Origin of the sequence: Sphingomonas faeni (assembly GCF_030817315.1) — a bacterium.
Taxonomy (GTDB): domain Bacteria; phylum Pseudomonadota; class Alphaproteobacteria; order Sphingomonadales; family Sphingomonadaceae; genus Sphingomonas; species Sphingomonas faeni_C.
This window is the reverse complement of record NZ_JAUSZF010000003.1, coordinates 24,548-50,824: the sequence shown is the minus strand read 5'-3', so window position 1 is coordinate 50,824 and position 26,277 is coordinate 24,548. Positions and strand designations below refer to the sequence as shown.

The 26,277-nt window shown below is 59.6% G+C and carries 28 protein-coding genes and 1 tRNA gene; 12 read left to right on the top strand and 17 right to left on the bottom strand.

The window, feature by feature from the left end:
- Positions 1 to 254 precede the first annotated feature (254 nt).
- The gene (locus tag QFZ54_RS17785; RefSeq protein ID WP_307089689.1) at positions 255 to 698 is read left to right on the top strand and encodes a DUF3617 domain-containing protein; all 444 of its coding nucleotides are present in this window, start codon (positions 255 to 257) and stop codon (positions 696 to 698) included.
- Between the two features lie 170 nt (positions 699 to 868).
- Here the strand turns inward: QFZ54_RS17785 and QFZ54_RS17780 are convergent, their stop codons facing one another.
- From QFZ54_RS17780 to QFZ54_RS17745, 8 genes are all read right to left on the bottom strand, one after another.
- Complete coding sequence (locus QFZ54_RS17780; protein ID WP_307089687.1) at positions 869 to 1,090, bottom strand: hypothetical protein; 222 nt, start codon at positions 1,088 to 1,090, stop codon at positions 869 to 871.
- A gap of 331 nt (positions 1,091 to 1,421) precedes the next feature.
- The gene (locus QFZ54_RS17775) at positions 1,422 to 1,667 is read right to left on the bottom strand and encodes a hypothetical protein (RefSeq protein WP_307089685.1); all 246 of its coding nucleotides are present in this window, start codon (positions 1,665 to 1,667) and stop codon (positions 1,422 to 1,424) included.
- A 300-nt stretch (positions 1,668 to 1,967) separates the two neighbouring features.
- Positions 1,968 to 2,044 (bottom strand) — tRNA-Pro (locus QFZ54_RS17770).
- A gap of 354 nt (positions 2,045 to 2,398) precedes the next feature.
- Positions 2,399 to 3,208 carry a helix-turn-helix domain-containing protein gene (locus QFZ54_RS17765; RefSeq protein ID WP_307089683.1) on the bottom strand — a complete coding sequence of 270 codons (810 nt, stop codon included), beginning with the start codon at positions 3,206 to 3,208 and terminating at the stop codon, positions 2,399 to 2,401.
- 183 nt (positions 3,209 to 3,391) lie between these two features.
- Positions 3,392 to 3,553 (bottom strand): hypothetical protein, encoded by a 162-nt coding sequence (locus tag QFZ54_RS17760; RefSeq protein ID WP_307089681.1) that lies wholly within the window; start codon positions 3,551 to 3,553, stop codon positions 3,392 to 3,394.
- Positions 3,554 to 3,803: 250 nt separating this feature from the next.
- Entirely contained in the window at positions 3,804 to 4,715 is a 912-nt protein-coding gene (locus tag QFZ54_RS17755; RefSeq protein WP_307089679.1) for a replication initiator protein A, read from the bottom strand.
- A 525-nt stretch (positions 4,716 to 5,240) separates the two neighbouring features.
- Positions 5,241 to 5,438 carry a hypothetical protein gene (locus QFZ54_RS17750; protein ID WP_307089677.1) on the bottom strand — a complete coding sequence of 66 codons (198 nt, stop codon included), beginning with the start codon at positions 5,436 to 5,438 and terminating at the stop codon, positions 5,241 to 5,243.
- Between the two features lie 12 nt (positions 5,439 to 5,450).
- Positions 5,451 to 5,795, bottom strand: coding sequence for a hypothetical protein (locus QFZ54_RS17745; RefSeq protein ID WP_307089673.1), 345 nt, complete (start codon positions 5,793 to 5,795; stop codon positions 5,451 to 5,453).
- A gap of 1,033 nt (positions 5,796 to 6,828) precedes the next feature.
- Here QFZ54_RS17745 and QFZ54_RS17740 point away from each other — a divergent pair.
- The 6 genes from QFZ54_RS17740 (at position 6,829) to QFZ54_RS17715 (ending at position 17,006) form a co-directional block, all read left to right on the top strand.
- Complete coding sequence (locus QFZ54_RS17740; RefSeq protein WP_307089671.1) at positions 6,829 to 7,095, top strand: hypothetical protein; 267 nt, start codon at positions 6,829 to 6,831, stop codon at positions 7,093 to 7,095.
- Between the two features lie 252 nt (positions 7,096 to 7,347).
- Positions 7,348 to 7,488 carry a hypothetical protein gene (locus QFZ54_RS17735; RefSeq protein ID WP_307089669.1) on the top strand — a complete coding sequence of 47 codons (141 nt, stop codon included), beginning with the start codon at positions 7,348 to 7,350 and terminating at the stop codon, positions 7,486 to 7,488.
- A 527-nt stretch (positions 7,489 to 8,015) separates the two neighbouring features.
- On the top strand, positions 8,016 to 15,104 hold the full coding sequence (locus tag QFZ54_RS17730) for an autotransporter outer membrane beta-barrel domain-containing protein (RefSeq protein WP_307089667.1): 7,089 nt from the start codon (positions 8,016 to 8,018) through the stop codon (positions 15,102 to 15,104).
- Positions 15,105 to 15,677: 573 nt separating this feature from the next.
- A complete protein-coding gene (locus tag QFZ54_RS17725; protein WP_307089666.1) occupies positions 15,678 to 15,839 on the top strand; it encodes a hypothetical protein in 162 nt (53 codons plus the stop codon).
- Between the two features lie 12 nt (positions 15,840 to 15,851).
- Positions 15,852 to 16,085 carry an HWE histidine kinase domain-containing protein gene (locus tag QFZ54_RS17720; protein WP_307089792.1) on the top strand — a complete coding sequence of 78 codons (234 nt, stop codon included), beginning with the start codon at positions 15,852 to 15,854 and terminating at the stop codon, positions 16,083 to 16,085.
- 414 nt (positions 16,086 to 16,499) lie between these two features.
- Entirely contained in the window at positions 16,500 to 17,006 is a 507-nt protein-coding gene (locus tag QFZ54_RS17715) for a MucR family transcriptional regulator (protein WP_307089664.1), read from the top strand.
- A 384-nt stretch (positions 17,007 to 17,390) separates the two neighbouring features.
- On the opposite strand, the gene QFZ54_RS17710 is transcribed toward QFZ54_RS17715, so the two are convergent.
- From QFZ54_RS17710 to QFZ54_RS17680, 7 genes are all read right to left on the bottom strand, one after another.
- Positions 17,391 to 18,185 carry a response regulator transcription factor gene (locus QFZ54_RS17710; protein WP_307089663.1) on the bottom strand — a complete coding sequence of 265 codons (795 nt, stop codon included), beginning with the start codon at positions 18,183 to 18,185 and terminating at the stop codon, positions 17,391 to 17,393.
- Positions 18,178 to 18,426 carry a hypothetical protein gene (locus tag QFZ54_RS17705; protein WP_307089661.1) on the bottom strand — a complete coding sequence of 83 codons (249 nt, stop codon included), beginning with the start codon at positions 18,424 to 18,426 and terminating at the stop codon, positions 18,178 to 18,180. The genes QFZ54_RS17710 and QFZ54_RS17705 overlap by 8 nt, the downstream gene beginning before the upstream one ends.
- A gap of 2 nt (positions 18,427 to 18,428) precedes the next feature.
- The gene (locus QFZ54_RS17700; RefSeq protein WP_307089659.1) at positions 18,429 to 18,638 is read right to left on the bottom strand and encodes a hypothetical protein; all 210 of its coding nucleotides are present in this window, start codon (positions 18,636 to 18,638) and stop codon (positions 18,429 to 18,431) included.
- A gap of 1,097 nt (positions 18,639 to 19,735) precedes the next feature.
- The gene (locus QFZ54_RS17695) at positions 19,736 to 20,593 is read right to left on the bottom strand and encodes a metallophosphoesterase family protein (RefSeq protein ID WP_307089657.1); all 858 of its coding nucleotides are present in this window, start codon (positions 20,591 to 20,593) and stop codon (positions 19,736 to 19,738) included.
- A 4-nt stretch (positions 20,594 to 20,597) separates the two neighbouring features.
- Positions 20,598 to 21,527 carry a hypothetical protein gene (locus QFZ54_RS17690; protein ID WP_307089655.1) on the bottom strand — a complete coding sequence of 310 codons (930 nt, stop codon included), beginning with the start codon at positions 21,525 to 21,527 and terminating at the stop codon, positions 20,598 to 20,600.
- Between the two features lie 352 nt (positions 21,528 to 21,879).
- Positions 21,880 to 22,170, bottom strand: a complete 291-nt coding sequence (locus QFZ54_RS17685) for a type II toxin-antitoxin system RelE/ParE family toxin (protein WP_307089653.1) — start codon at positions 22,168 to 22,170, stop codon at positions 21,880 to 21,882.
- Entirely contained in the window at positions 22,163 to 22,408 is a 246-nt protein-coding gene (locus tag QFZ54_RS17680) for a type II toxin-antitoxin system ParD family antitoxin (RefSeq protein WP_307089651.1), read from the bottom strand. The genes QFZ54_RS17685 and QFZ54_RS17680 overlap by 8 nt, the downstream gene beginning before the upstream one ends.
- A gap of 252 nt (positions 22,409 to 22,660) precedes the next feature.
- On the opposite strand from QFZ54_RS17680, the gene QFZ54_RS20530 reads away from it, so the two are divergent.
- The 5 genes from QFZ54_RS20530 (at position 22,661) to QFZ54_RS17660 (ending at position 25,043) form a co-directional block, all read left to right on the top strand.
- On the top strand, positions 22,661 to 23,236 hold the full coding sequence (locus QFZ54_RS20530) for a transposase family protein (RefSeq protein ID WP_373458625.1): 576 nt from the start codon (positions 22,661 to 22,663) through the stop codon (positions 23,234 to 23,236).
- A 61-nt stretch (positions 23,237 to 23,297) separates the two neighbouring features.
- Positions 23,298 to 23,864, top strand: a complete 567-nt coding sequence (locus QFZ54_RS17675) for a ferritin-like domain-containing protein (protein ID WP_307089649.1) — start codon at positions 23,298 to 23,300, stop codon at positions 23,862 to 23,864.
- 197 nt (positions 23,865 to 24,061) lie between these two features.
- Positions 24,062 to 24,301, top strand: a complete 240-nt coding sequence (locus tag QFZ54_RS17670; RefSeq protein ID WP_373458624.1) for a DUF6894 family protein — start codon at positions 24,062 to 24,064, stop codon at positions 24,299 to 24,301.
- Between the two features lie 38 nt (positions 24,302 to 24,339).
- Entirely contained in the window at positions 24,340 to 24,690 is a 351-nt protein-coding gene (locus QFZ54_RS17665) for a cyclic nucleotide-binding domain-containing protein (protein ID WP_307089645.1), read from the top strand.
- Positions 24,663 to 25,043, top strand: a complete 381-nt coding sequence (locus QFZ54_RS17660; RefSeq protein ID WP_307089644.1) for a Crp/Fnr family transcriptional regulator — start codon at positions 24,663 to 24,665, stop codon at positions 25,041 to 25,043. Before QFZ54_RS17665 ends, QFZ54_RS17660 begins: the two co-directional genes overlap by 28 nt.
- Before the next feature lie 48 nt (positions 25,044 to 25,091).
- Here QFZ54_RS17660 and QFZ54_RS20525 read toward each other — a convergent pair whose 3' ends face one another.
- Both QFZ54_RS20525 and QFZ54_RS17655 read right to left on the bottom strand, forming a co-directional pair.
- Positions 25,092 to 25,301, bottom strand: coding sequence for a DUF6894 family protein (locus QFZ54_RS20525; RefSeq protein WP_373458622.1), 210 nt, complete (start codon positions 25,299 to 25,301; stop codon positions 25,092 to 25,094).
- A 355-nt stretch (positions 25,302 to 25,656) separates the two neighbouring features.
- Positions 25,657 to 26,028, bottom strand: a complete 372-nt coding sequence (locus tag QFZ54_RS17655; protein WP_307089642.1) for a hypothetical protein — start codon at positions 26,026 to 26,028, stop codon at positions 25,657 to 25,659.
- Positions 26,029 to 26,277 lie beyond the last annotated feature (249 nt).

The following is a 26,277-nucleotide window of genomic DNA, read 5'->3' as shown; positions in this document are numbered from 1 at the left end:
CGAGGCTCTCACCTAGGAAAGAGATTAGCTTCACACTCAGCCTGAATCAGGATCGATACATAGCTGCAAGGAAATATGCTTTCTCGACGAGTGGGCATCGATGCACCGGGGAAGGCGACCATGCGGTAATATAACCGGTATTCGCGCAGGCCCGTGGTAAAACGGTTCAGCATCATCGCTATAGTGAGCCTGACAGTCTGTCGAAGACGGTCATTCAGTTGCGTACGCCGCGTTAGCCGGTAAACGGTTGAAGTATGACGAAATACTTCATGCTTATGCTGGCTGGCCTTTCAACCACCGCTACCGCGCAGGTGGTGCAGCCAGGGGATTGGGACGTGACGTCGAAGGTCGTCGACCTGACCGTGCCGGGCGTTCCAGGATTCCTTCTTCGAATGATGAAGGGCAAATCAAAGGCTGAGCGTAAGCATGTATCGAGCGGGCAGGGGATCGAGACCCTCCTGACGCCCGACCCGAAAGCACGATGCCGGATCGACAGCCAGCGCGTCGCAGACGGCCGCTATACACAAACCCTGAGCTGCCCGCAGAAGAAGGGCGACTGGATGCACATCAGTCGCACGGGCGTGTACGATACGGCGGGCTTTACTGGTCGCGCGACCGTGACCGGTACGACGCCCAAGGGGGCTCTCAATATCGTTCTGGATCAGCGCGCAACGCTTGTCGGAGGCCGAAGCCGGTAGGGTCTTGGTATGCGAACCGCCAAGGGGAGGGCGACGATGCTGCATCTTATGCCCAGCTGCTCGTCGGAGCATAGCTGGTACAGGGATACTCAAACCCATTGAATTCGTCCGCTTGCCACAAGACTATTACGAGAGGCGGACAAATCCGTTGTCGAGATTGGCTATCGCCGTCAGCCAGGAATACCCCAGTTGGCTTCCTCGTTGGCTGCTTTCGCCGTCCGGACAAGGTGCTCGACATAATTCTGGAAGATGGGAACCGTAAAGGTGACCAATGTGGGCTCGCCTCCCGGTTCCTTGAATGTCAGCACGACGAAGCGCTGTCCCTCGTCGTCGAGCACAAGGCCAGCTTCCATCGCGCCTGGGCCGCTTGGAGTGATGACAGTCGGTGTCACGCAATACCCTCGATGATTTGGCCGGCGCCGCGGTATTGCAGCATGCCGGTTCCGCCACAGCCTTTGCGGATTTAGGCAGCTCTCGCAATGCTTGCCGAGCTGACGTCGTTTGCGGGGCGGCTAAGTTCGACCGATTCACTCGTTGCCGCCATGTGAGCGGCCTGAGCCTTACGGTATTCGAAGTAGAGGGCGAACAGGGAAAACATAGAAACCTCATGCACGTCATTGCTGCGCCGCAGCATCACCGTGCCATGTGGCTGTTAAGATACGTACGGGCAAATGCGTTCACCCCAACCGCGATTGTGCAAAACGAAACCGTCAAAAGCGGTATTCAGGCCGCTTGTGGGATACGGTCGATCAGCGCCGTCAGGGCATCACCCTGGAAGGTATGGGGACGAACCTGCCGGTCCGGTATCGATAACCGTAGGCGCTTGCGCTGAGCGGGCTTCATGTCCCGCACACGGGTTGCCATCGCCAGCAAGGATCCTTCAAACAAGATCTCACAGGACTGGTCGTCTACCTGTTCCACGCCTGCCATCCGGACCAGGGTTGCCTGCTCTTTCCACGGAAAGTCCATCGGTTTCATTCCCCCTAAGTACCCTCTTGTTAGCACTGGAAAATGGGAATGGAACTGATGTGCCGCAGTATCCATCCGATTTGACTATTTCGTTAAGTGTCACTGGCGCTGCACAGAAGGGCAGTGCGCGACATGTCGTCGTGCGATCTGTACCCGTAAATCCAAACAGGCTGCGGCGGGCAATGACCTTGGGGCAGAGCGCCATGGCTCTACGTTCTCTCGCTGCCTTGAGGCCGCTTAGAATGACGAGTAGCATCTGCCCCACTCGGATCGAGGGCGAAGATAAGACCTTCCGGTCTATGGTCGGGGAGACAGGATTCGAACCTGCGACCCCCTGGTCCCAAACCAGTGGCGCTACCAGCCTGCGCCACTCCCCGACGGCGCTGCGGTTAGGCATACTAGCCCCAATACGTAAGCGTCATGATGCGACGATGTCAAAGGCCCGAGTTGATGGTCTCGCATGATCGGAACGTTGTTTCCTATTTTCTTTCGGAAACACGGACTTAGGCCTTAGGCCAACATTCTGAGAAATGGGCATTATTGGCCATCACGTATGTCACCACGGTCCCGCTACGGATGGGGCTCGATGATGGGCGCTCCAGAAACCGCATGATCCCATTAGGGAGCATTCGCAGCGACATCGTCGCTGCGTCCAGGGTTCTCCGCGTGTTATCCGCTTTTTTGGGTTTAGCGCTTTCCGTTTTCGCGTCGTCGGGCATCGCGTTGGCCGGCTAGGCCAACACTGCAATTCTTATATTCATAGAATCTTTTAGCGGTTGTGGACCGGTTTGAGCTTCGCGCTCTGTGCGATCGATCGTCTCGCCCAGCTTAGCAAGAATTTTACCTAGCGGGCCGCTGACGGTAATCTGCGCAAGTTCCCGGCAGGACAGCGTCTTCAGCATTGCATTGGTTTCGAGAGCCTGGTCAGCGTGATGCTGGACAGCGTCGTCGGGCGCGGGCGAGGGACGCATCCAGCGCGGAAGATAGGGTCGCACGCTGCCAGGCAGCAGGGGTCGGTAGGCGTTGGAGGTCTGCACGTACCGAGGCCCAGGGCCATCATTCTTGACACGGTTGAAGCGCCGCTGGCGCACGAGAAACCCGATCGCCTCGAGAATACGAAGCGCACGACCGACCGTCGCGCGGCCGAGCCCGGTCGCCTCTGCAAGATAGTCGTAGGAGGGGTAAACACGGCCACGGTTTAACCGCGCAAGCGTGAGGATCTCTTCAAAGACCCGGACGGCACTGCCGGTAAGCTGGGCGATACCGCGCTCGACGACCGTCAGCGTCCGTTCTCCCGAGCGCGCATCGCGTCGCAACCGCCGGGCGGCATCGAGGGTTTTGCGCGCAACGTGCAGCAAACGGTCGGTCTCACCTCTGGCGGGCGCCGTCCAGAACACCTCCTCGAAGGTGCCGGCCTCCAGGCTGTCGCGTAGCACAGGTGCGCCTGTCCGGTGCGGCGCACCTGATCGCGCCGGCGAACGCTCGCGCGTTAGCAGGCCGAACGCCTTCAGCGCGGCGTCGCCTATCGTAATGGTCCCCATTGTCCGTTCCCTTTTGAGGGTGGCGGAAACAGGCAAAAGTCAGCCGTGGCACGAAACGCGCATCCTTGAATTCAATCTGAAAAGCGCATATTTAGGGATCGTTGTGGAAACGATCGTTTGTGCTTGCCGGCACGAACCTAGTATGTGCTTTTGGGATGCCCGGCCTTTGTGCCGGGTTTCCTTTTATCCGCTCACAGCCATTCCTTCGTTATCGATGCCATGGGCAAGATAGGGCAGGGTGCCGACCTGAGCGGCGTATGCATTCTGCGCTGCGTAAACGCTGCGCATGATGCGGCTCAGAAACGCCGACACATGTCCTCCCTTGCCGATGATCGTTACGACCACGTCCTCGCTCGTTGGATCCGCGAGAAACCGGATTCGACGAACGACGACCGCCGTTCAGTCATCCTTGCGGTTTATGGGGGCAGGGCAAAGCGCCAAGGTTCGTGCTTTCGCACGGAAAACTCGGGAAATGTTCGTGCTATCACACGGAAAACCCCTCGTCGGGGTCCGGTAGCTTCGCCGGGTAGTCGGAAAGTTCCGAATTTGCGTTCGTGCTATTACACGGAAAACCCCGTGCGAGCCTGCAAACAGATTACGCGTCGGTGCCGTCTTCAAGGATTTCGAGATCTCTTTTAGGTCGAAAGCCGATGGTCGTGTGCAACCGCGGCCGGCCACCGCGTCCCGATGAAATTTTCGTTTCGACGACGTCGAGAGTATATTCGGGCAGACTATCTTGTTCGGACACGTCGCGAAGCTGTTTCTTGAAATATTCGAGGCCACGTCGGTCCGACGCGCAGCCTACGCGCGCCGCCAACTCGCCAATATCAAGTGTGAAACCGTCATCCTTGCAGTTGAACTTGGCGAGCTCGTACAAACGCCGTTCGATTGGACCGAGCTTGAAGAAGTCATGATGGTATGCAGCGATCCGCTGATCCGTCAGGATGGCACGATACAGCCAGTCGCACACCATGACCTCGACCCATTTTACACGGCGCTCACCCGTCGACGTCTTGATGTACTTGATGTCGGCCTTGAGCAGCCAGGAAAACGAGCTATCCGATCCTTCACCACCGGTCTCGATGTTGGTAACGATCTGCGTACCCTGCAGCCTGTTCAACGAAGCCTTAAGCGACGTATAGGACCGTGCCGACGAATTCGTACCGGTAACGCGGAAGAGATCATTGGCGGTAAACGTCATGATCCGGTCGGCTTTTTCGCCTTTTTCGGCCCGCTCCGCCATCAGACTGGCGATATAGAGCAGGATTTCCTTGTCGTAGATCGTCGCGACACCGGTCTTGCTCGGATTGATCTCGATCCGGGCCTCGCCCGATTCAAAAACCATCGGAGTCATATGGGCCTTTTTCGACAGTGCGAAAAAGGGAAACTCAGCCACGGTCCGCTCGCCCTGCACATCGCCGTACAGCGGGCTGTGCACCGAAAACAGGTCACCCTGAAAAACCGAAACGTCGCCCATGATCCCAAACTCGCCTTTATCAGCGATCAACCTGTGTCGATGCCTTATACTTGTCCAACGGAAAGAGGGTTTTCCGTGTGATAGCACGAACATTAGCTGGGCTAGTTCGAGGCCTGCCGCGTTCGCAGGGCTGATCCTCGAAAAACCACCGTGATTCCTGCAATACCTTCGAAATCCATGTGGCTCATCGTGCTTTGACGAGGAAAACGCCGGGCTGCGGCATGAGCCGGACGACCGACACAGGAGACTTCGTGCTATTACACGGAAAACCCCGTCGGCCTCCAAGCCGCCAGCCGTTTGTGATCGCGCGAGCCGCCAATGTCGGCTCTACCGGTTTCCGCCAAATGGACGATATTGCGGTCCACGGCGGACGCTTTGGGCGACGGACGGCATCAAGCGAACCTTGTCGACGTGTCGACGTGTCGAGCATCGCTCGTTTTAATGCGGTACGGCCTCATTAGATTGCTCGAACACAGCCCTGATACCGTCGGACACCCAACCGCTACTGGCATGAAGACTGCCGGCGAGCCGCATATTATGGCGATCAGCCTTTTATCACAGTCGGTAAGCGGTGAGCGCGCGAGGATCGCCGTAGTTCGGCACTTGGCCGGTCATGATCAGCGTGCCGTCGGACGTCAGCGCCATGTCGCCCCCTGCGGCTGCGCTCCAACTGGGGTGAGGGTACCGCCCTGATAGGATCGCGTAGATAGCCTTGTTGGTACTAACGAACCCCAGAGTATCGGCCAGGATCATGTTGCCAATCTTCTACTCTCTCGAGGGAAGTGCCCAGCCCCCCAAGACGCGGCCTATCGCTTCATCAAGCGCGTTGAATTCGCCGCAATTGGCACTCGACAGGTAAATGCGCCCGCCACCAACAGCGGAGGTAGTGAAATAGGTGGTAGCACTGCGCGAGACGAAGGCCCTGATTCCAGTTGACCAGTTGACCAGGATCGATGGCGTCGAAGCGCGACGCCGGCGCGAATAAGCGATGACGTTACCTATCGTGCCAAGGATGGGCGCGCCGTAATAGCTGTAGACGCTGTTTTGGACGAAGGAATCGGCAAGGCTTGCTTTTGGCTCGCCGATACGCCGAACAATCATCGCGAGCATGTTGTCTGAATGGGCCGGTTCTGGACGACGGCGTGGACGTGCTCAACGTTCCACCTAATCCGACCACAGTCCAGCAGAGCGCCGAAGAATTCATCTTTAAATATCCATATGACCCTCACCCGCTTGCGAGATGCCCACGCCTATTTGGTCAAAATAATTGAGGAGACGCAGGCGGCCGGTAACGCCTCGTTCACTTATCCAGCGGAAGGCATCAAGGCGGCTCATTAGGGTATTCCGGTTATTATGGCATCGCCGACGGATAAGCCGAACACAGGGGAGCAGCCAAGACAATGAAAATACTATGTTTATTGATTGGCCACCGCCAGCGGAAGGCCAAGATCTGGCACGATACGGCGGATTGGAGATCCGAATGCTCTAGATGCCGGGTTTCCATGATACGAGATCACCGCACTAGCAAATGGCGCTCGTTTCGAAAAAGTGATGCTTCGCCCAAACGCCAAGTCGCGCCACTGTCGGGCAAAGGGCGCACGGGGCATCGCCCAAGTCTTCAAGCGCCGCTAAAGACGAATAAAGCGCTACCTTAGATCGGCTTCTTGGCGGCAACGATAAGTTGGGAGACACCGACACGGTTCAGAACATGAATGCGCTCGACCACGTTTGCGATGGCCCTCGCGAGCAAAACGATGCGATGAATCGCGCGTTTGCCTTCGCTGATGTTCTCGAACGTCTGCCATACAAAGCTGTGACTGTGGGATTGTAGAGTTGAGGCGAGGCACTAACGGGTGCTTCGCCTTTGTTGTATTTGTAGGTGATCTGCGAGCCATTTCGCCACTACCCATGGTAGTATGTAGCGGAGACACGATATATCGCGAGTCGGCCTTTAGCGGCCGCCTCGATGCTCGAAAGGTGCTGGAATTGGTTACTCCCTCCGGTAAGTGCCGAAGAAGCCGCGTATGACCGTCTGGGGTCCGACAACGGTTAGGAACGGCGCACGAGCATCAGGCGTGCGTCGTTCCGGTCCCTTACGCAGATACGATCGCACAAATCGGTCGACAGCGCACAGGCTGAAGACATGAACGATAGTAACCTAAACCGCCTACGCAGCCTGCTGAACACCGCCGGCCGCATCGCTCGCGGCGAGATACGCACGCAAGATGGCTCCGGCTTGGACACGACCGATCAGAACCTGAAGCAATACCGCCAGACTTCGGATCAGATTATCCTGGCGTTGTCAGATCAACAGCTCGTCGAAAGCTACCAGCAGACCGCGGGAGAGCCCGGCGAGATTTATAAAGAAGCCCTGCTTGCCGAGATCGAACGCCGGAACCTCGACATCTGATGGCTCGGTCGGGGCCGATAGAAGAGCGCAAGGTCCGAACCCGCTGACCTCTCCATTCCGGCCATTCAGCTTGCCCAAGAAGGCGACATTCAGGACTAGCCCTCTCCCGAAACCTGCCGCTTGTTCATCTTCTGATTTTGGCGCGGATTGTGTTGGGAGGCGATCGACAGCTTTCAAATTCGAGGGGTGCCCAACGCTACCTGTCGCTTCTCCTGAACTGATCGAACAACGTCGTCTGGGGCCACCAGGACGATGGAGACGCAATGGTATCGCATCGCGCCTGCGGTGCCGGTTGTGGCGGTCCCGGTCGACCACCAGTCGTGCGAGGTCGATGATCGCGACGGCCATCAGCGCGCGGGGCTGTTCATGATCGGGCCGCGCAGACGATCGTGATCGGGTGCATTGTTCTGTACGGGCTCGCCGCGTTCAATACGGCGCGGCGCGTGAAGAAGATATCGCATCCACACGGCGTTGGGCGCCTCAACGGTAAGGAGCTAAAGTTGCTGATCGGGTAGTTGCTAAGGCCCGTGCTGGTCGACAGTGTTATTGCGTTGCCCGTCGCCTTTGTCGCGATGCCGCAGTAGCTGGCGGAATGCGGCGATCGCGTCGCGCTGTCGCTATCGCTGTTCGCCAGCGGCGTGGTGCTGACCGCGGGGATCGCGGTTGCCACGATCCCCTGACAAAGCTGACGCGTTGCGCGCAGTGCACCCTGGCAGACACATCACCACGATTAGAGTCCGTCGCGCTGTGCGCGGCCTATTCACGCGCCACTGGACAACATCGTCGAAAGTCGCGCACAGCAACGAAATACGGCAGCGAAGATGCCGATTAGGGGGAATGCAATCGTGATACGTTCTGCTCCGGCCGTGCGCTGCCGTCGTTTGTCGTTTGTGCTCGGGACGAGCGCGCTGGCATGGGGCTTGGCTCTGCCGGCGGTCGCTCAGGCGCAATGCGCGCCCGATCCGACCACGGCGAACGGCACGACGACCTGCGCCGGGACCGACACCGATGGCGTCCGCGTGACGACCCGCGATACGACACTGGTCGTCGCGAGCGGCGCCACCGTATCGAACATGGGCGCGCCGACGATCGCAGTGGATGTGCCACGGACTAGCTCGGCTCCCTATTCGACGAACACGCTCACGGTGCTGGGCACCGTCTCCGCGCCGGGGCAGACCGCGATCACGGTGAATTCGGGCGCGCTGAACCCGAGCTCCTATTACAGCACGCAACAGACGGCGCTGACCGTCGGCGCGGGCGGAAGCGTGACGGGCCTGACGGCGCTGGCGCTGCTCCAGTCGCCAGGCAACGAGAACGGGACCGTCTCCGTCAGCCTCGACAATGCGGGCACGGTAACCGGCACCGGCGGGATCGCGCTGCTCGCCAACACGGTATCGACCGCGCAGGGCTATCCGAACCTGCTCACCAGCTTCTCGACGATCACCAACCGCGCCGGCGCGAGCATCGTCGGGGGAATCGTCGGACAGGTGTCCACGCTCGCCAATGCGGGCAGCATCGACGGCGGCGCTGGCAGCGCGCTCGATACCACGATCGGTTACGGCCCCACCGTCACCAATGCGGCGGGAGGCGTGATCCGATCGACATCTGCCGCGGCGACGATCCTGGCCGGGCCGAACTATTATTTGACCGTCACCAACGTGGGAACGATCGCCAATGCCGGCAGTGGCGCGGCGGTGTCGGGTGGTCTGCTGGCCGTCACCAACGAGGCGGGCGGGCAGATCGGCAGCGCAGGCGCGATCGCGGCGTCGACGTCGCTCAGGCTCACCAACCGCGGCACGGTGACGGGCAACGTCACCGCGGGCAATGGCGGCAGCACGATCGATTCGACCGGCGGCACGATCAACGGATCGGTGACGCTGGGCAACGGCAACGACACGCTGATCGCGCGGTACGTGGGGACACGCGCGCTGGCGACGGGGATCACCGGCGCGATCAACGCGGGCGGCGGCATCAATACCGAGCGGGTGGTGTTCGCCACCGACACCCTCGTGACGACGCCGATCGACCTGAACGCAGGCTTCGGACAACTCCTGCTGGCGCCGGATGCCAAGGTCACGGCGACGCTGACGGCCGGCTTCTCGACCGCGACCCCGCTGGTCGTCACAGGGCAGGGCACGGTGGTCAACCAGGCGACGATCGCGCTGTCCACGCGTGTGGTCAGCGACCTGGACTATGCGTTCGACTCCAGCGCGCAGTTCCGTAACGAGGGGTCGATCACTGCGCTTCTTTCGGGCAACACCGGATCGGCCGGGATCGTGTTGAGCAGCCACAGTTTCGCCAACAGCGGTAGCGTGACCGTGACCGGCGGCACCGGCGTATCGGTCTCCTACAACCCGGTCATCAACAGCGGGGTCATCACCGCCACCGGCACGGGCGTGTCGCTGTTCGACGGCGTGCTGACCAACAGCGGGACGATCATTTCCACCGGCGGTGTCGGCGTCGATCTGTACGGCAACGTCGGCTATACCGGATCGAACAGCGGCACGATCCGCGGCGCCACGACCGGCGTGAGCACCAGCATCTATCTGACCAACACCGGCACGATCAGTTCGGCCGGTACCGGGGTCAACGTCCAGGCCTATGGCTATCTGATCAACGCGGCGGGCGGCGTGGTCAATGGCGGTAGCGGTGGTGCCATCTCGGTCGGTCCGTTCAATGCGGGCGTCGCCAACGCTGGCACGATCAACGGCAATGTAAGCTTCGGCAGCGCGTTCAGCGGTGACAACAGCCTGTCCTATATCGCGCAGACCGGCGGCGTGCTGAACGGCAATCTGTCGCTCGGCAACGGCGCGACGCTGGTAACCGATCTGGTCAACACGGGACCGGGGCAGTTTGCGGGGATCACCGGCACGGTCACCGCCGGTAGCAGCTCTGCACTGCGATACGCAGTCAATGCGGACGCAACCGCCACGCTTCCGACCGGCAATGTGGGGCCATTTGCGAGTGTCGGCTATCAGCTCGCAAACGGCGCGGCGCTGACGCTGTCCGCGCCCGCTGGACAGGCCCGCGCGCAGACCCTGCAGCTTGCCGGCAACGGCAGCGTCGACCTTGACGTCGCCATCGCAACGACGAATGCGCCTGTGATCCAGTCGACCTATTCGATCACCTATCCCGGCGCGACGACGCCGGCCACTGGCGGACTGTCGATCACCAGCCGCGGGGCGCTCGGCTTCACGCGGACCACCACAAACGGCAATTATTACGCCGGCGCCATCGTCCTGAATTTGGCCGACAGCTTCACCAATGCAGGCAGCATCGCCGTCACCGACCGGACGGGTTCCGCAATCGCCGCGATCTATGGCGGGGCGAGCGTGACCAACGCCGGCACCATCACCCTGAACGGTGCCGTCGGCATTTCGGGCTCCGGTACGATCACCAACACCGGAACCATAAGCCAGGCCGCGGGCGGCGCGGCGGCGCGCGGGGTGGCGAACTTCGGCACGCTGATCAACAGCGGGATGATCAGCGTGGGCGGCAGTGCGGTGCTGCTGGGCAATTCCTATTATACGGGATCGACGTACGTCCTGCCGACGATCACCAACACCGGCACGCTCGCCTCCACCCTCGGGGCGGCGATCACGACCGATGCCTATAGCTACAATACGGGGCAGATCATCAACGCGGCCGGCGGCACCATCGCGGGTATCGGCCAGGCGGTCCAGGTCCGGTCCGCGACGCTCAGCAACGCGGGCACGATCACCGGGACGGTCGACCTAGGCTATGCCGACGCCAACACGCGTAGCTACAATTCCTCCAGCTACATCGCGGCCGGCGGCACGATCGCCGGCGACCTGCTGTTCGGTACGGGCGACGACTTGTTGCTGCAGACCGGCGAGTCGCTTGGCGTGTCGGGTATCGTCGATGGCGGCGCGGGCACCGACATCTATGGTCGCGTATTCGCCAGCAGCGGCACGGTAGACATCGCCCCGACCGGCGTCCGTAATTTCGAGGACTCGCTAGTCCAGGCGGCTGGTGTCGATACAGTCGTGACCACGACCGCGAGCGGTACGTTCAGCGGCAATCTCTACGTCGCCGGCACCGGCAGCATCGTCAACCAGGCGAATATCGCCGGCATGCTGACGACGTCGCTGCCCTATTCCCTGTCTTCTCCCTATCTGGCCGATCCGATATTCCCTGCGGATCAGGTCCTCGCCTCGCTGACCAACGCCGGCGCGGTGGCGGGCGGCGTGTATGCAACCGTGCCGTCGTTCACGAATAGCGGGACCGTCACGACGTCCAGCTTCTACGGCCCCGCAGTCAGCCTGAGCGGCGCGCCGACGCTAGCCTTTGCCAATAGCGGCACGATCGGCGTTCCAAGCACGGCGACATATTATACGCAGGCGGCCAACCTGTACGCGACGCAGGGCATGACGATCGACAATAGCGGCTGGATCGACGGCGGCCTGTTCACCGTGCTGCGGTCCGACGATTCCGCAGCGCCTGTGTCGTTCGGCGTCGCCAACAGCGGCACGATCGCCAGCAGCAACGGCGCCATCGCCGCCTCTTTTGCCATCGACGCGCGCGAGAATGGCGGCACGGCGAGCATCACCAATAGCGGTACGATTGCCGCCCAAAGCCCGGGATCCGCGTATGCGCTCGACCTCGACGTCCGCTCGTCGTCGCAGCCCTTCGCCTATGCGCTGACCAATACCGGCACCATTTCGGCGACGGCCACGCCGATGACGGGCGGAAACTACCCGTCCTACGCCTACGGACTGATCGTGCAGGGCGGCAATTTGTCGGGGACGATCACCAACGCGGCCGGCGGCACGATCAGCGCGACCGGCGACCGCGCCTATGCCATCCTCGCCGGGGACAGCGCGTTAAACCTGATCAACGCGGGCACGATCAGCGCGTTCGGCACGACGGGAAGCGCCGCCGTCTTCACGTACGGCACCTTCGACAACATGATCCGCAACACCGGCACGATCACCGGCGACGTTCTGCTCGATGCCGGTTCGGACACGGTCGACAACGCCGGTACGATCAACGGCTTCGTCGATCTCTACGCAGGCGACGATCGCTTCGTCCAGCGGGTTGGAGGGACCTCCAACGGACTCGTCGATGGCGGCGACGGGACGGACAGCTATGAGCTGGCCACGACCGGCGGCACGGTATCCCTCGCCGCATCGCAGATGGCCAATTTCGAACGCGTGACGCAGACCGGCACCGGAACCGGTGTTTTCTCTGGCGGCTTCGGCGTCGACACGATCGGCCTCTCCGGCGGGACGCTTGCAGTCGCGGCGGGGCAGACGCTGGCGACCCGGGGTGCGACCACCGTCACCGGATCGGCTGGCAGCGGAGCCCTGACCCTCGTCAATGCCGGCACGATAGTGGGCGGGATCACGCTGGCGGACGGCAATGATATCGTCGTCAACACCGGTGCGATCGGCGGCGCGGTGCTGCTCGGCGCGGGCGACGACACCTATGTCGAAGGGCTCGGCAGCAGCGCCAATGGCAGCGTCGACGGAGGTGCAGGCGCCAATCTCTACCGCGTGGTGCTCGGCGGCGACCGCGCCGGCATCGGCGCGCGCGCCAATTTTCAGACGCTGGCGGTGGACGGTAGCGGCACGCTGGCGCTGACGCTCGACCAGAACTTCCAGTCGATCGCGCTTACCGGTACCAGCCTGTCACTGGGATTGGGCGGCTACGCGGTAGGCCAGATCACCGCGACCGGTCCGGCGACGCAAGTGACGCTCGACGGCGATGTCGGTGCGGTCCTGCTTGGTTCAAGCAACGACACGCTCGCGATCGGCGCGGCAACGCTGGCCGGCCGCTATGACGGGGGCCTCGGCACCGACACGCTGTGGCTGACCAATATGAGTGCGGTGACGCTGACGGGTACTGCCACCGGTTTCGAGACGCTGGCGCTTACGGGTAACGCGCTGACTCTCGCCGGCACGCTTGGCAGCGCCGGGCAGTCGATCGCGATCACCGGTGGCGACAAGACGGTGACGGTGGCGCGTGGCGGCGTGCTCGCAGGGACGATCGATCTCGGCGCGGGCAATGACGGCTTCCGGCTGGCAGCGGGCGGCACGCTCGCCGGCATCGTGTCCGGGGGCGCAGGCAGCAACGCGGCGACGCTCGACCTGTCGGCTAGCGATCTAGGCCTGCGCGTGGGCACGCTCACCAACTTCGCACGGTTGACGACCGAAGGCTCGGGTACGCTAACGTTCGGCGGTGGCGGCTTCGCCTATGACACGCTGGCCGCGGCGGGCAACCTGACGATCGCCGCCGACGCGGGCCTTGCGGCACGCGTAACGTTCGGATCGGCCGACAACCGCTTCACCATCGCCGGCGGCTTTGTGGGCGCAGTGGACGGCGGCGCGGGCAGCGACAGCATCGACGTGTCGGGCGGCAGCGCCACGGCGCCGGTCGCGTTCTCGAGCATCGCCAATATCGAGGCGTATCGGATGAGCGGCGGGTTCGCGACCATCGCTGGCGCCGCATCGCTGGGCAATCTCACGCTGACCGGCGGGCGGCTGGTCGGACTGGCGGGCTCGAGCATGACCGCCGCGACGTTCACCGTGCAACAGGGCGCCACCTTCGGCTCGGCAGGCACGGTCACCGGCAACATCGCGGTTGCGGGAACGCTCAGCCCCGGCGCCTCGCCGGGAACGATGACGGTCAACGGCAATGTCGCGCTGGCCTCGACCTCGACATCGCTGTTCGAGATCACGCCGACGATATCCGACAAGCTGGTGGTCAACGGTGCGCTGACGATCGCCGGCGGGGCGACGCTGCAACTGGTCTCGACCGGCACGCTGACGCCGGGGCAAAGCCTGGATCTCATCACGACCAGCGGCGGCATCACCGGCAGCTTCACCACCGTCGTCAAGCCCGCCTCGCTGTTCGGCTTCGTCGTGCAGGATGCCAACACCATCCGGCTGCTCGGCCAGTTCCGGAACGACGCGAGCTATGCCGGCCAGGTGCGCGACAGCATCGACTACGTCAACGGCGTCCTGACCAGCGGGCAGGCAAGCGCCGCGCTGATCGCCGCCGCGCCGTCGCTGGTCAGCGCATCCGGGGCCACCAATGCCGCGGCGTTCGCGCGATTCAGCCCCGAAGCCTATGCCGCCGCACGCCAGATCGGCGTGGAGAACGGGCTGACGCTAGCCGACGCGGCGCGTGGCAGCGCCTTCGCGCCGACCCGCGACACGCCGGGGATGTACACCTTCGCCTCGGCGCTCACCGGCACGCGCACGCTCGACGCGGACGTCACGCGCGGCACCGCGCGGACGACCGTCAACGGCTATGGCTTCCTCGCCGGCATCGGCGTCGCAGGCGACAGCTGGTCGCTGGGGGCGTTCGGCGGGTGGCTAAACGGCCACCAGACGCTGTCCGGCCTTGGCGCGCGGACGCAGGCCGATGGCGGCGTCGCGGGCGTGCACGGTCGCGTGCAGCGTGGCGCGGTCGGTATCAAGGCAATGGTCGCCTATGACGGCGCGCAGGCGGACACGCGTCGCGCGCTGCCGGGTGGGACGGCGTTTGGACGCTACGACCTGCACAGCTGGACTGCGGACGCGAACATCGATGCAGCGGTACCGCTGTCGGACGCCTGGACGGTGCGGCCGAGCATCGGTGGCACCGCGATCCGCACCACGCGGGGCAGCGTGGCGGAAACGGGGGGCAGCGCCTTCGCGCTCACGGTCGCTAAGCAGCGCAGCACCGCGGCGTTCGTCGACGGAAGCCTGACCTTTGCAAGCGCCGTTTCGCCGGACGGAATAATGGTTGCCCGTCCGTATTTGACGATCGGCGCGCGCTATCAGGTGAAGGGGCGCACCCCCTATGCTCTGGCCGCGCTGGGCGGCGGCGACCTGGAGCTGCTGGCGGCAGGTGCGGCCCGCGCACCCCTGCTCGCAACTGCGACGCTTGGTGCCGACATCGCCGTGTCGCAGCGTCTGGCGGTGTTCGGCGCGCTTTCCGGCGAAAGCGGCGACGCGGACCATCGCGCCTCGGCCCGCGCGGGAGTTCGGCTGGCGTTCTGACGCGGCGCCTCCGGAAGTGGGCAAGCCCGCTTCCGGAGGCTGCAACGCCTGAGTGGACTAGCCGATCAAACCGGCATGCAGGGCAGAATGGGGGGAAGCCCCCTAACCAGTTTGCACGTGAGCGCTTCGTCGCTGTCAAGCATCGCAGCTACGCCAAGCGCCGGTATTGTCGTTGCCCTTGGCGCCGGCGAACATATCCGCAGCAATTTCAGCTGTATCTAGGCGCGCCGAGTCATCTGATAAGGACAGGTAGTCGGTATCCCGCTGACGATAACTCTATTATGGCAGACGCGCTCCCGGAATTCACACGTCTTTTACCTTCCTTATCCGGATCAACTGACTTGGCTGATGCTACCGCTTCACCCGATGAACGAAGGCCCGCCCAGCCGTTCCGCTACCTCAAATCAGCCAGATCCCTGTTTCACGAATGCGGGCAAGTGGGATTGTCGCCGGTCGCACCTGCCCGCAATGAGAGAACAGGGGCCTGATAGGTGGTCCAGTCGCCGATCTACAGCGTCACATTACCGAACGTCTGCAACAATTCGGATAGAGTTGCGGCGCAAGGGAAGGGCGATGACATTGACTATTGTTGGCCGCACGATGTTTGGCATCTTCCTTGACGTGACGGGCAGTAAACAGGCCGGGGAGAGCAACGAACTGCTCGCTGGGGAAACGGGCCACCGCGTCAAGAATTTGCCGGCTATAGCTTCGGGTCTCACTGCCATCACGTCGTGATCGGCAGCCAGCATCGTAGAAATAGCGCATGATCTGACCGAACGCCTGACCGCGCTGGATCGTGCGCACGATCTGGTTCGCCCCTTATCCGCAGGACAGGGCGCGGCGGCGTTGCTGGGCGATCTACTGTCGATTGTACTGGCCCCGTACGACGACCTCGGCGCTTCAAGGGGCGCATACGGGTCGCGGTCGAACGCATGGGCGTCGGCGAGGCATCGGCAACTAGGATCGCGCACATTATCATGAACTTGCAACCAACTCAGTTAAATATGGCGCGCTATCTGCGCCTACTGGCACGCTTGATATCTCCAGCGTCACGGACGGCGAGCACATTGTGCTGACATGGTTGGAACGAGGCGGTCCGGCTGTCGCAGCGCCCGATGGACTTTCCGGATTTGGCAGCCAACTGGTGAAGCGGAGTGTCACCGGGCAACTAGGCGGTTCGATCGATTACGATTGGTCGGAAGGGGGTCTGATCATCACGCTACGTATCAAGCGAGGCCACCTGACTTTGTAGACCAATAAGCTACACTTCTTGGGTCAAGGCACCAAGCGAGTGCTTGAGAACAGCACTACTCCGCAGATAGGTGCGTCAACGTGGTCTGATATTGTCAGCGAGCAATTAAGTACCTAGATGCGCCTCCAGAAATGGAGTTTTCTATGTCCGACACTACCCTCGACCTAAACCCTGTTGAACTTGCCACGGAATTGACAATCGCTTGGTTAGCCAACCCCAACACGCGTACCAATGCCGACGACGTTCCAGCTTTTCTCAATAAAATGTACGAAACTGTTTCGGTGCTGGTTGGCGGTAACGCGACAGCTGCTGAGCCAGAGGCGCCTGCTCAAGAATACACTCCTGCAGTGACGGTTCGTAAGTCGCTTGCCAGTCCTGATCACATCATCAGCATGATCGACGGTAAGCCGTACAAGACGCTCCGTCGTCATCTGGCCACTAACGGCATGACGCCAGCGGAGTATCGCGAGCGGTATGGCCTAAAGGCTGATTATCCCATAGTTGCTCCTACCTATTCAGAAGCACGTCGCACGATGGCCAAGAGTATTGGCCTGGGTCGTAAGCCTGGTCAGACGAATGCAGCTAGGGGGGACGCCAAGCCCACTCCGGCTCCGCGTAAGCGCAAGGCCGAAGAAGCAGCGACGGAATAATTTCGGGGCTTGGCTCCCTGGGAAACCGGGAGCCAGGTCCGACGAATAGCGTGGCGTAATCTCACTGGAGCGGTGCAATCAACGGCCCCGCCCTTTAGTCTCTTTTTTCCATCCTGCGGGAATACCATCCCTTTCGCGATCACCCTTTGTCGCCGACCGGACGACGTCCACCGGGCATACGCCTGTCAGCGCCCCATGGAATTGGTCAGCGAGTTTGCGCACAGTCTAGATCCACAATCGTGAAGGCTGCATCAGCAGCCTTTTCACTAAGTCAGGCGTCTCTCATGCCATGGGAATGGCATTATACCTTTCCGCCTATTTACATCTAGTCGAGAACGGCACTTCTCTAAGTGAAAGGAGAATTACTAAACACAGTATAATATTTTATTCACTTCCGGACCTATCTTTTATTAAACGATACCCTACTCCATGAACAGTTTCTATAATATTTTGACTACTATACCTTGCCATTTTTTTACGAATTCGGCTTATAGAAACGTCAATTGAACGAAGGTCAGGTTCTCCAGAACCAGCGTTGCTATCCCTTAGACTTGACCTATCTCTGATTGATCCGGGATTGGCGAATAGACTTACCAATACGCAATATTCAACATTCGATACTGGAATAACATTACCGCTCGGAGAGTATAGCTGCCTTCTATCCCTATTTACAACCCAGCCGCGATGGGACAATTCCGAACCTACCATATTGGCGCCTTTCGACGGTGTTTTGATGAAACTCGTGAAATTCTTTGATCGACGCCGAAGTAAAGCGTGAACTCTCGCCTTTAGCTCACGAGACCCGCATGACATCGGTACGCAATCGTCGGCGCCCAGTTCCAGCGCTAGTACCCTGTCTATTTCATCATCAGTGTCAGACTGGGCCAAAACGGCAAATGATTTGCCAACCTTGAAGATGGATTGCATTAGTTCAACGCTATTGTGGCCTGGCAGGTCGGTGCTCGTAATAACAAGGTCATATTCATGTTCGCTTAGCATAGCGAGCAAATCCACCGCAGCATCAGCTTCGATGATTTCGTACGAGTTTTTCGCTATTGCTTTAATGATAGCGAACCTCTGACAAACCGATCCGGCCACAACTATTCGTTGCTTTTCATGGCTAAGCTCATCTTTTATCAGATTGTTATTGGCAGTCGCTGTGTGCTCATTATCAGCCATATGAGAGTACTCGGGTTAACCGATAAGCAGCTTTAACCGTGACATCCGATAAGGAAAGCCTGCGTACCATTTTTTCGGTTTCATTCAGCGTCACAGCGGTATCAAGGCTGCCGAGCGCATGAGATTCGCTATTCTCCAGATCGACGACACCAAAGGCCAGCTCGAACAGGTAGCTGATGAACATGCCCGTGGAAAAGATTACCCACTCGGTCGTGTCCTGTGAGCGTAGCGGCTCACGCACGTCTAACTGCGCATTGAGAATGTCTTGCGGCCCGCCGCGGTCGATCGCTCGAAGTTGACGCCAAACTGACACGGTAAATAGCGCAGAATATCGGATTGCAGCGCCACCTTAGCGAGCTTTATCGGGGTGTTGATCCCCGCTGCATAGCCTGCGCAGCCGATCACCGTATCGTAGCCCAAGAGCGATGCCAGCTCATCGATGGTGTCGCTCACTAGGCCACGTGAACAAAGGCCGACGTGCATCTGATTGGTTGATCCATAGCTGTTTTCTGGAAGCGTTGTTGGCGAACGGATTGGGTTTCGACTGTGTCACAACGCGTTATGAAAGATCCCAGAGTTTTCTCGGCGTCGTGGCGCTCGCTTCAGTTACGCTTTGGCGGCCTCTGTCCACGTGGCCTAGTCGGTCTACATCAATTTTGTGTCGAAAGCGGAGCCGGTTTTGGCTTCGCTTCGACGGCAGGTTTTTGGACCCGGACGTAGAACAGAACGAGTAGGATCGCCATCAGGAGAATGCCAATCCCCAGCCCGATTAACATCCCGCGCTGTGGCCGGCTGTCGTTTCCGTTTGCCATTTTGCTTACCCCATATACGCACGCAGCGCCTCACGGCGGATTATTGTCTGCGCAGGAAACGAATAGCGTCGATGCTAGCTCGACGAGCCTTTTTCAGCTGCGGCGAGGGGTCTGTCGACTCCAAGATCCTGGGATCGCTGGCGTTCTCTGGTTCGGTGCTTGGCCTAGCTATACTTGACGATAGCGAGTTCTCGTTAGAAGCTAGAAGTGTCGGAAACCGTACCGGCTCGATCACAGGATCACTAGTGTATGCCGGCCTTCTTGCCGCGTTGGACGCCAGCGATTTCGCGGAAGTCGCGTTATGGCGCGGACGCCGGGACGTATAATCAGCGTTGAGCATAGACGTCCGTTGCATCCTGTCGCCTAACCCGTGTGTTACCACCACGGTTGGTTCCTCATCGATGGGCTTCGTGACGTTCGGCTCCTTCGCGTCCGCGATTCCGGCAGTCTCTGCTACCCGTCGAAACGCCAGCCGGTTTGGTATCCGGGTAATTTCGGCGCCCGGTGGCTTGCCTGGTATGCGGTCTAGCAACAGCATTACCGACGGGGCGAGTAGCGCGAACCCCAGTGAGACGGCGATAGTCACGGAAGCCCGCCGCGATAATCGCAAGCTTTTGGAGCCTAGCGGCATTCGTGCGGGAGTGACCAATTCCTTTCGGCCGTGCTCATCCCCAAGGTTTAAGATTGACGCTAAATCAGCATCCAAACGTTCGTCACCGAACAGCAATGGAAGTGCCGTCATGCCCTAGCCTCCACAGGGGGCATGCTTATAGAAGTCACATGTGCTACCCGAGACTCTAGTAAAGCTTGCCCGTCAGTGGGCTGGAGTACGTCCGGCGTATTGAGGTACCAGCTATCCTCTCCTTCAATGGCCAATGCTGTCAGGCGACCAGACCGATAAGCACCGGTGTCGATGCCGATGCGGTTCGAGCGAACTACGGGTCCTCCCTCGACGATCGTATGGCCGTGCACGATTATGGGTCCGTGCGAGGCACTGGATTCGAGAAACTCATCCTTTATCCACAATAAATCGTTCGGATGTTGCTTGCGGAGGGAAATGCCCGGGCGGATGCCCGCATGGACAAAGAAATGATTGCCATGCTGGTAATGCAGCGGCAACTGCTCCATCCAGCTGATAACTTCGTGCCCGACGGTATCTGCGGCGATTGCTAGATTGTCCATGGTCGCAGGTCCTTCAGCTACCTGTCGGTCTACGCCCCAGCTTAGCAAAGTTTCCCTGCCGCCGAAGGTAAGCCAGTGACCGTAGACGTAGAGGTCTCCCTTTAAAGCCTCTGACATCATTTCTTCGTGGTTGCCCTTAAGCACCAAGAACCGGTCCGTCGACGCAGTCAGGTTTATGCAGCCTCGCACCATTCGGGCGGCGTCCGGTCCGCGGTCGACGATGTCACCGAGCAGAACGATTTGTGTGGCCACCTGAGGTCGCGACGCACGATCTTGCTGAATAATGTTCATAAGTTGTCGGAACAGGTCGTACCGGCCATGAATGTCCCCAACCGCATAGACACGCTGGATCGGGTCTGTTGCCTTTTGACTGCGGCTGCGAGCTAGCGCCGCAGAGTTCCAAATTGGCCTCATGCTTCTATCGTCCGTTATGGCCGCCTAAACCCGCCGAGATGGATAGCCCCCCGGAGGCTGCCGCAGCTCCTCGAGATAGACCTGCGGTAGCAAAGCCGGTGACACGAAGCGGCGATTGGGGGATGCGCGTCGAGATGCCAGCAAATAACTCGTGCGCATCGCCAACCAACCTCGTTGCTGCGCGAGAGTAATGATAGGAAGCGAGCAAAAAACTGTTGCCATTTAATGCGTACGACGCGCCTGCCGAAGCCGCTGGGCCATCTCGCAAATCATAGACTGCCGTATCACCGAGGAAACGATAACTAAACGAAACGAAAGGTGTAACCTTGCCCAACGATGCCGACACGTCGGTGCCAAAAGCATAATCATTTTCACCGCTGGACAGGCCGCTGCGCTTCGTTGCCGTGTTGATCTTTGCGCGACCGGACAACTGTACTTCGATCGGCGAGGCTTCAGAAGCAATTGTGTAAGAGGCGCCGAGGGTTAGATCCCCGAAACCGTCGGCAGTGCGCCTGACGGGTGACGTATTTGGTGCAACCAATACCGGGGTTGCGTCGATCCCGGTGAAGATGGTCGATCGGCTGCGTATCCGCATCCAGGGAAGGGATGCGGTTAAGGTTGTGTTGTTAAGATGCAGCTGAGCACCGAGTGCTGAACTCCAGATCGACGTCTCGGAGCCGGTCCCAAACTCCCCTTCGGCGTAAATCGTGCCGAGGGAAAAGTCGGCGATTGAATCGCTTTGGCTCCTGCGCTCCATCGCTTGAGGAACGCTGGTTGGCGACACGGTTGAAGTGGCGCTCGATGGCGAGACAGGAGCGTCAAACTCAAACCCGATATTCTGCTGAGGAAGTCCGCCATCCTGAGCCTGTGCGGCGACAGGCAGCCAAATCGCCGTGATGGCCGCTCCTAAAATTTTCCCCGATCTGATTATCATTGGTCTCTCCATATTAAAGAGACGTTTACCATGTTTCACCAGATGCGTTAATATTTACATCAGCCAGCCCTCCGAAATGCACCTTGGGACCCACGACGTCTGACAGCACGATGAGGCAACCTTCATGGTCTACCGCGATGAGAACCGTGACCGGCAGGAACGTTGAACCGGTTAGGCGCAATCGTCGAGAATCTCACTTGTCTGCAATTAGAAAACAGGAGCCAAGCTGGCGGTGACCGCTCTGGCGGTCGAGGAGCTGGACGCTGCAACGCTCAAGGCCTTGGCGCGTAACGGATGGATGCTCGCCATGATCGACTCAATGCGCAGATGAATGCCGACCGCTGAACGTAGCCTACAGGTGACGAGCAGCATCCCTGCGTCGATGCAGGATACGGATGACGGCGATCCCGTAATCGGTCGGTCGAAAATAAATGACGTGCTGCTCGGCACTGCGCCGTCGATAGCCTGGTCGAATGTTGGCACAGCCCTGCGCCTGCTGCGGGGCTTCTGCCAGATCAGCGCAAGCGGCTTCGATAAGGTCGGTGTAGCGCATCGCTTGGGGCAGGCCCCGATGCGCCACGGTATAGTCAAAAACCCCATCAAGGTCACGTTGCGCTCTCGGGCTAAGCCGGTATTCAGCCATGCTGCGCGGCTTTGCGCCGCTTAAACGCAGCAAAGTCGAACGGCTCCGGCTCCCCGCTCTGTTCGCCTTCGATCAGTGCCTGACGGATGCTATCGATCTCAAGGCTGCGTTCCTGCTCGCGCCGGATGAGGTCGCGGATTGCCTCGCTGTCATTAGTGTACCTGCCAGCATCGATCTGGGCGGCGATCCAAGCATTCTGCTGTTCGGTCAGGGTAATGGTTTTACGCACGGTTACCATATCGGCCTCCACGTCATACTATTGGTGCTATTTAGTCCATTACATAGCTGTTGTCATCGTCCGAAGCCGATATCCGGATCTACGAGTGGGATCGGCGTGGAAAGGACCCTGACTAAATTTTGATGCAGTTACGAGGTCTGATGCGTTGGCTGCAGATGGGATCATCGTCATGCACAAGGCGCTTCACCCCTCGTCGTTCATCCCTGCTGGCTTTGCGATGGTCTCGGCGTCCAGCGATGGCGACCGAATGACATTTGCGTTCGCAGCATTGCAAGATCGAGCTGTTGTCCCACGTGCGGAACTGACAGTCACCGGGTCCATAGCCGCTATCAGCGTCGTATCGCCGATCTGCCGCTTGCTGGGAGATCGGTGTGCCTGAGCGCCGAAGTTTGCCGTTTCCGATGTGCTGCGACGCAGTGTGGGCAGCAGATCTTTACTGATCAGGTCGCCACTGGGATATTGGCGCCTTGGGCGCGGTGTACGTGGGGTCTCGATGTCCTCGTACATCATCTCGGGCTCGCGCCTGGCGGCCGGCCTGCCGCGAGCCTGGCCAAGCGACTGATGCTGCCGATCAGCAACGACACTTTGCTAAGGGTGGCACGTCGGCGCGGATGCCCTGTGAGGCCAGCACCGACCGTCATAGGTATTGATGACTGGGGGTGGCGGCGGATTTATAGATACGGCACGATCATCTGCGATCTGGAGCGGCGAAAGCCGATCAGCCTGCTCCCGGACTGTGAACCGGCGACGGCTCAGGCATGGCTTACCACCCAACCGCAGGTCACAGTCGTCGTCCGCGGTCGCCCTGCATGGCGGCCGACGGACTAAGCGTGGCCCAGCGCCGCACATGCGCGACCGCACTGTTAGCTCGTCAGATGGAACCGGCCCGGTGACCGAGACGCTTTTGCCTACAGACGGGACGCTAGGTTCCCGCATCAAGGAGTTTCCCATGTCGACACCGGAAGACCTGAAGGATGTATATACCGACGAGTTGAAGGATCTGTGGTCGGCAAACGACCAGATGCTGAAGGTAGTGAAGAAACTCACGACCAAGGCAAGCGACGCTCCGTTGAAGGATATGCTGAAATCGTCGCAGGAGGGGATCACCAAGCACACCGACGTGCTGAAGGAACTGATCGCCGGCCAGGACGAGAAGGTGTCCAAGGAGCATTGCAAGGGCATGGAAGGGCTGGTTGCCGAGGCGACCAAGCATGTTCTCGAAGAAGGACCTGAGAAGGGCCCCATACTCGATACGATCATCATCGCCCAATACCAGCGCATGACGCATTACGGGATTGCAGGTTTCGGCACTGCTGCTGCCTACGCAAAGGCGCTCGGGCTGAAGGACGACAACAAAAAGCTGCGTGAGGCGACCAAAGAGATTTACGGCGGCGACGAGTTCATGACCAAGCTTGCCGAGACGGCAGTGAACATCGACGCCAAAGACGAAGGCTAAAGGAAATTAGGGCCTGCCTTCGGGTGGGCCCACGATCTCTTTCTGGTTTTGCATAGGCGGTCAGAAGGTCGATTTCGTCTCTGGACCACGTGTCTGGCACTGATATCAATCAGCGTATATGTCGTTACCCTATGTATTTATGGGCAGAAATCTGTATGAGGGGCAATCTCGCTGCCTTCGGATAGATAAATATCGTGATGCGTTACTTTTTTAATCTACACGAATGCGGCCAGATTACTTTTGACGAGGACGGCGTGGATCACACCGATATTGGGTCGGTTCGCCGTTCGGCTATTCGGGCGGCAAGGGACATCATGGCGGCCGAAGTTAGGGCTGGCCAGCTGTGTCTGAGCTGCCACATCGAGGTCTTTGACGCTGCCGGGCATCAAGTGCTTAAGCTTCCTTTCAAGGATGCGATCGGCGTGACCGGGCTGTGAGTATATCCTAATAATTTAGCTCATGTTACGGCACCGTTATGGATGCCATTATCGACAAGCTACAAACCTTGGGGGAGTTGCCTGCTGCCGACAAATTACTCCTGAAAACCGTGTTGAGCGATGTTCGCTCGGTCGCTGCGCGCAAGGATATCTTACGGGAAGGCGATAGGCCTACCAACGTCCATCTGGTGGTTTCTGGATGGTGCTGCCGATACAATATCGTGGCCGAGGGCGCGCGGCAGATTACCGCTTTCCTGCTGCCAGGCGATGTTTGCAATACCCGCATCACGCTACTGCGGCAAATGGATCATGGCGTCGGTACACTGACACGGCTAAAATCGCCTATATTGCGCCTTCGGAAATGGACGAGCTTCTCGCGCGGCCACTAATTGCACGCGCCTTGTGGATGGCGGGGCTGGTGGACGAAAGTGCGTTGCGGGCTTGGACGGTCAGCCTGGGAAAACGTGATGCGTCCGAGCGCGTCGCACACCTAATATGCGAGCTTTTCGTACGGCTCGGCACCATCGGAAGCGCTCGCGCCAATGGCTTCGATCTTCCGCTCACTCAAGAGCAGATGGGCGACGCGCTTGGCCTTACCCCTGTTCACGTAAACCGTGTTGTACGCCATTTGCGAGAGGCGGGGCTGATGTCCATTAGAAACCGCACGGTTGAAATCGCGGACTTTCCCAAGCTTCAAAAAATGGCCAGCTTCGATCCGGGGTACCTTCAAACCATCGGGTAAGGACGACGCACCCTTTGCAGTCCAGAATAACCCGCTTTATCAGAGCGGCTAAGGTCTCAGATCAATGACGTCACCAAAACGGACTGTGTGCAGGAGATTACCGCTCTGATCAGTGATTTGAATCCGGTGGGTGCGGTGGACAGATTTTCCATAACGGATAAGGCTCGCGATCATCTCGCGCGCACCCACGATCGCCTCCGATTCCGCAGCCTCAAGGTTCGCGCATCGACCAGCGGCAGAGGTGTGACTGCTCTCCAGATGGTTGGGGTATTGGCGCGAACTACTGGATACGCGAGGCTAAGTTGTATGCCGGGATCGACGAATGGTCAGCTTGACCATACGCGGCTTGCAGCTTTCTAGCCTTTGTCCGACGGTGTTTGGGATACCTGACTATCGTGCGACGACGGATAGTCAGCCCTTCGGCGAACCAACCGTGAGCAGATCAAGGACCTGCGCCAGCAAGGCGGCGCTAGCGTATCCTCTTGCTCGTCGGCCAGATACAAAGCTCACGCGACGGCACTTCGCAATATCTCGGCGCTCTAATCGACCATGTGCATCGCCCGGATAGCAGGGTCTTACCTATATGGCGTGTAACCTAAGTGAGTCTATAGTCTTATTCCGAGGTGCGTGAGTAACTGGCCTCACCATGTAAAATATGCGCTCGATCAATGATCTGCTCCATCCGCTGCAACGCCTGGGCGGACAGGGTCAGCATATCATCTAAATCGCCCGTACCGTCACCGATGACATACCCAATTTTACTGAGGTGCTGCAGCCAGCGCGACATGACACCAGGAGATATGCTGGACTTCTCTGCGACCTCTCGGGCGGTGATACGCCGCCCTTCAGCGTCTGCGAGAAACAGCTCAAGCAACAGATCCCATGCCGGTTCGGAGAATAATTCCGCTGGTAGGATATTGGTTCGATACTGCCGAAACTTAATAATAGACGCCGTTAAACCGGCGGATGGATCGTTCCCAGGCACCGTAATATCTCCTGAATTTCGTCACTCGACCTTGTCCAAATCGAGACTCGGCGGTTTATTTGGTAGCAACGTCATGTCGTTGAACGGCCAGGTCGCGAGCATCATCCAGCTTCGCTGCCAAGACAAAGTCCTCGTTTTCGTCAGCGAATTTGATCATCGCAGATAGCGCCTCCGATATCTCGGAATACCGAGTATGGCTTTTCGGGAATTCCATTTTATTATCCGATCAATGCTAAACCAATGTGGCAA

Coding starts and splice junctions, on each gene's coding strand:
- QFZ54_RS17740 (WP_307089671.1), top strand. CDS start 6,829: ATGAACGATAGTAACCTAAACCGCCTACGCAGCCTGCTGAACACCGCC.
- QFZ54_RS17735 (WP_307089669.1), top strand. CDS start 7,348: ATGGAGACGCAATGGTATCGCATCGCGCCTGCGGTGCCGGTTGTGGCG.
- QFZ54_RS17785 (WP_307089689.1), top strand. CDS start 255: ATGACGAAATACTTCATGCTTATGCTGGCTGGCCTTTCAACCACCGCT.
- QFZ54_RS17665 (WP_307089645.1), top strand. CDS start 24,340: ATGGATGCCATTATCGACAAGCTACAAACCTTGGGGGAGTTGCCTGCT.
- QFZ54_RS17680 (WP_307089651.1), bottom strand. CDS start 22,408: ATGGTAACCGTGCGTAAAACCATTACCCTGACCGAACAGCAGAATGCT.
- QFZ54_RS17670 (WP_373458624.1), top strand. CDS start 24,062: ATGCGTTACTTTTTTAATCTACACGAATGCGGCCAGATTACTTTTGAC.
- QFZ54_RS17660 (WP_307089644.1), top strand. CDS start 24,663: ATGGACGAGCTTCTCGCGCGGCCACTAATTGCACGCGCCTTGTGGATG.
- QFZ54_RS17685 (WP_307089653.1), bottom strand. CDS start 22,170: ATGGCTGAATACCGGCTTAGCCCGAGAGCGCAACGTGACCTTGATGGG.
- QFZ54_RS17690 (WP_307089655.1), bottom strand. CDS start 21,527: ATGATAATCAGATCGGGGAAAATTTTAGGAGCGGCCATCACGGCGATT.
- QFZ54_RS17745 (WP_307089673.1), bottom strand. CDS start 5,795: ATGCTCGCGATGATTGTTCGGCGTATCGGCGAGCCAAAAGCAAGCCTT.
- QFZ54_RS17750 (WP_307089677.1), bottom strand. CDS start 5,438: ATGATCCTGGCCGATACTCTGGGGTTCGTTAGTACCAACAAGGCTATC.
- QFZ54_RS17695 (WP_307089657.1), bottom strand. CDS start 20,593: ATGAGGCCAATTTGGAACTCTGCGGCGCTAGCTCGCAGCCGCAGTCAA.
- QFZ54_RS17725 (WP_307089666.1), top strand. CDS start 15,678: ATGACATTGACTATTGTTGGCCGCACGATGTTTGGCATCTTCCTTGAC.
- QFZ54_RS17775 (WP_307089685.1), bottom strand. CDS start 1,667: ATGGACTTTCCGTGGAAAGAGCAGGCAACCCTGGTCCGGATGGCAGGC.
- QFZ54_RS17765 (WP_307089683.1), bottom strand. CDS start 3,208: ATGGGGACCATTACGATAGGCGACGCCGCGCTGAAGGCGTTCGGCCTG.
- QFZ54_RS17715 (WP_307089664.1), top strand. CDS start 16,500: ATGTCCGACACTACCCTCGACCTAAACCCTGTTGAACTTGCCACGGAA.
- QFZ54_RS17710 (WP_307089663.1), bottom strand. CDS start 18,185: ATGGCTGATAATGAGCACACAGCGACTGCCAATAACAATCTGATAAAA.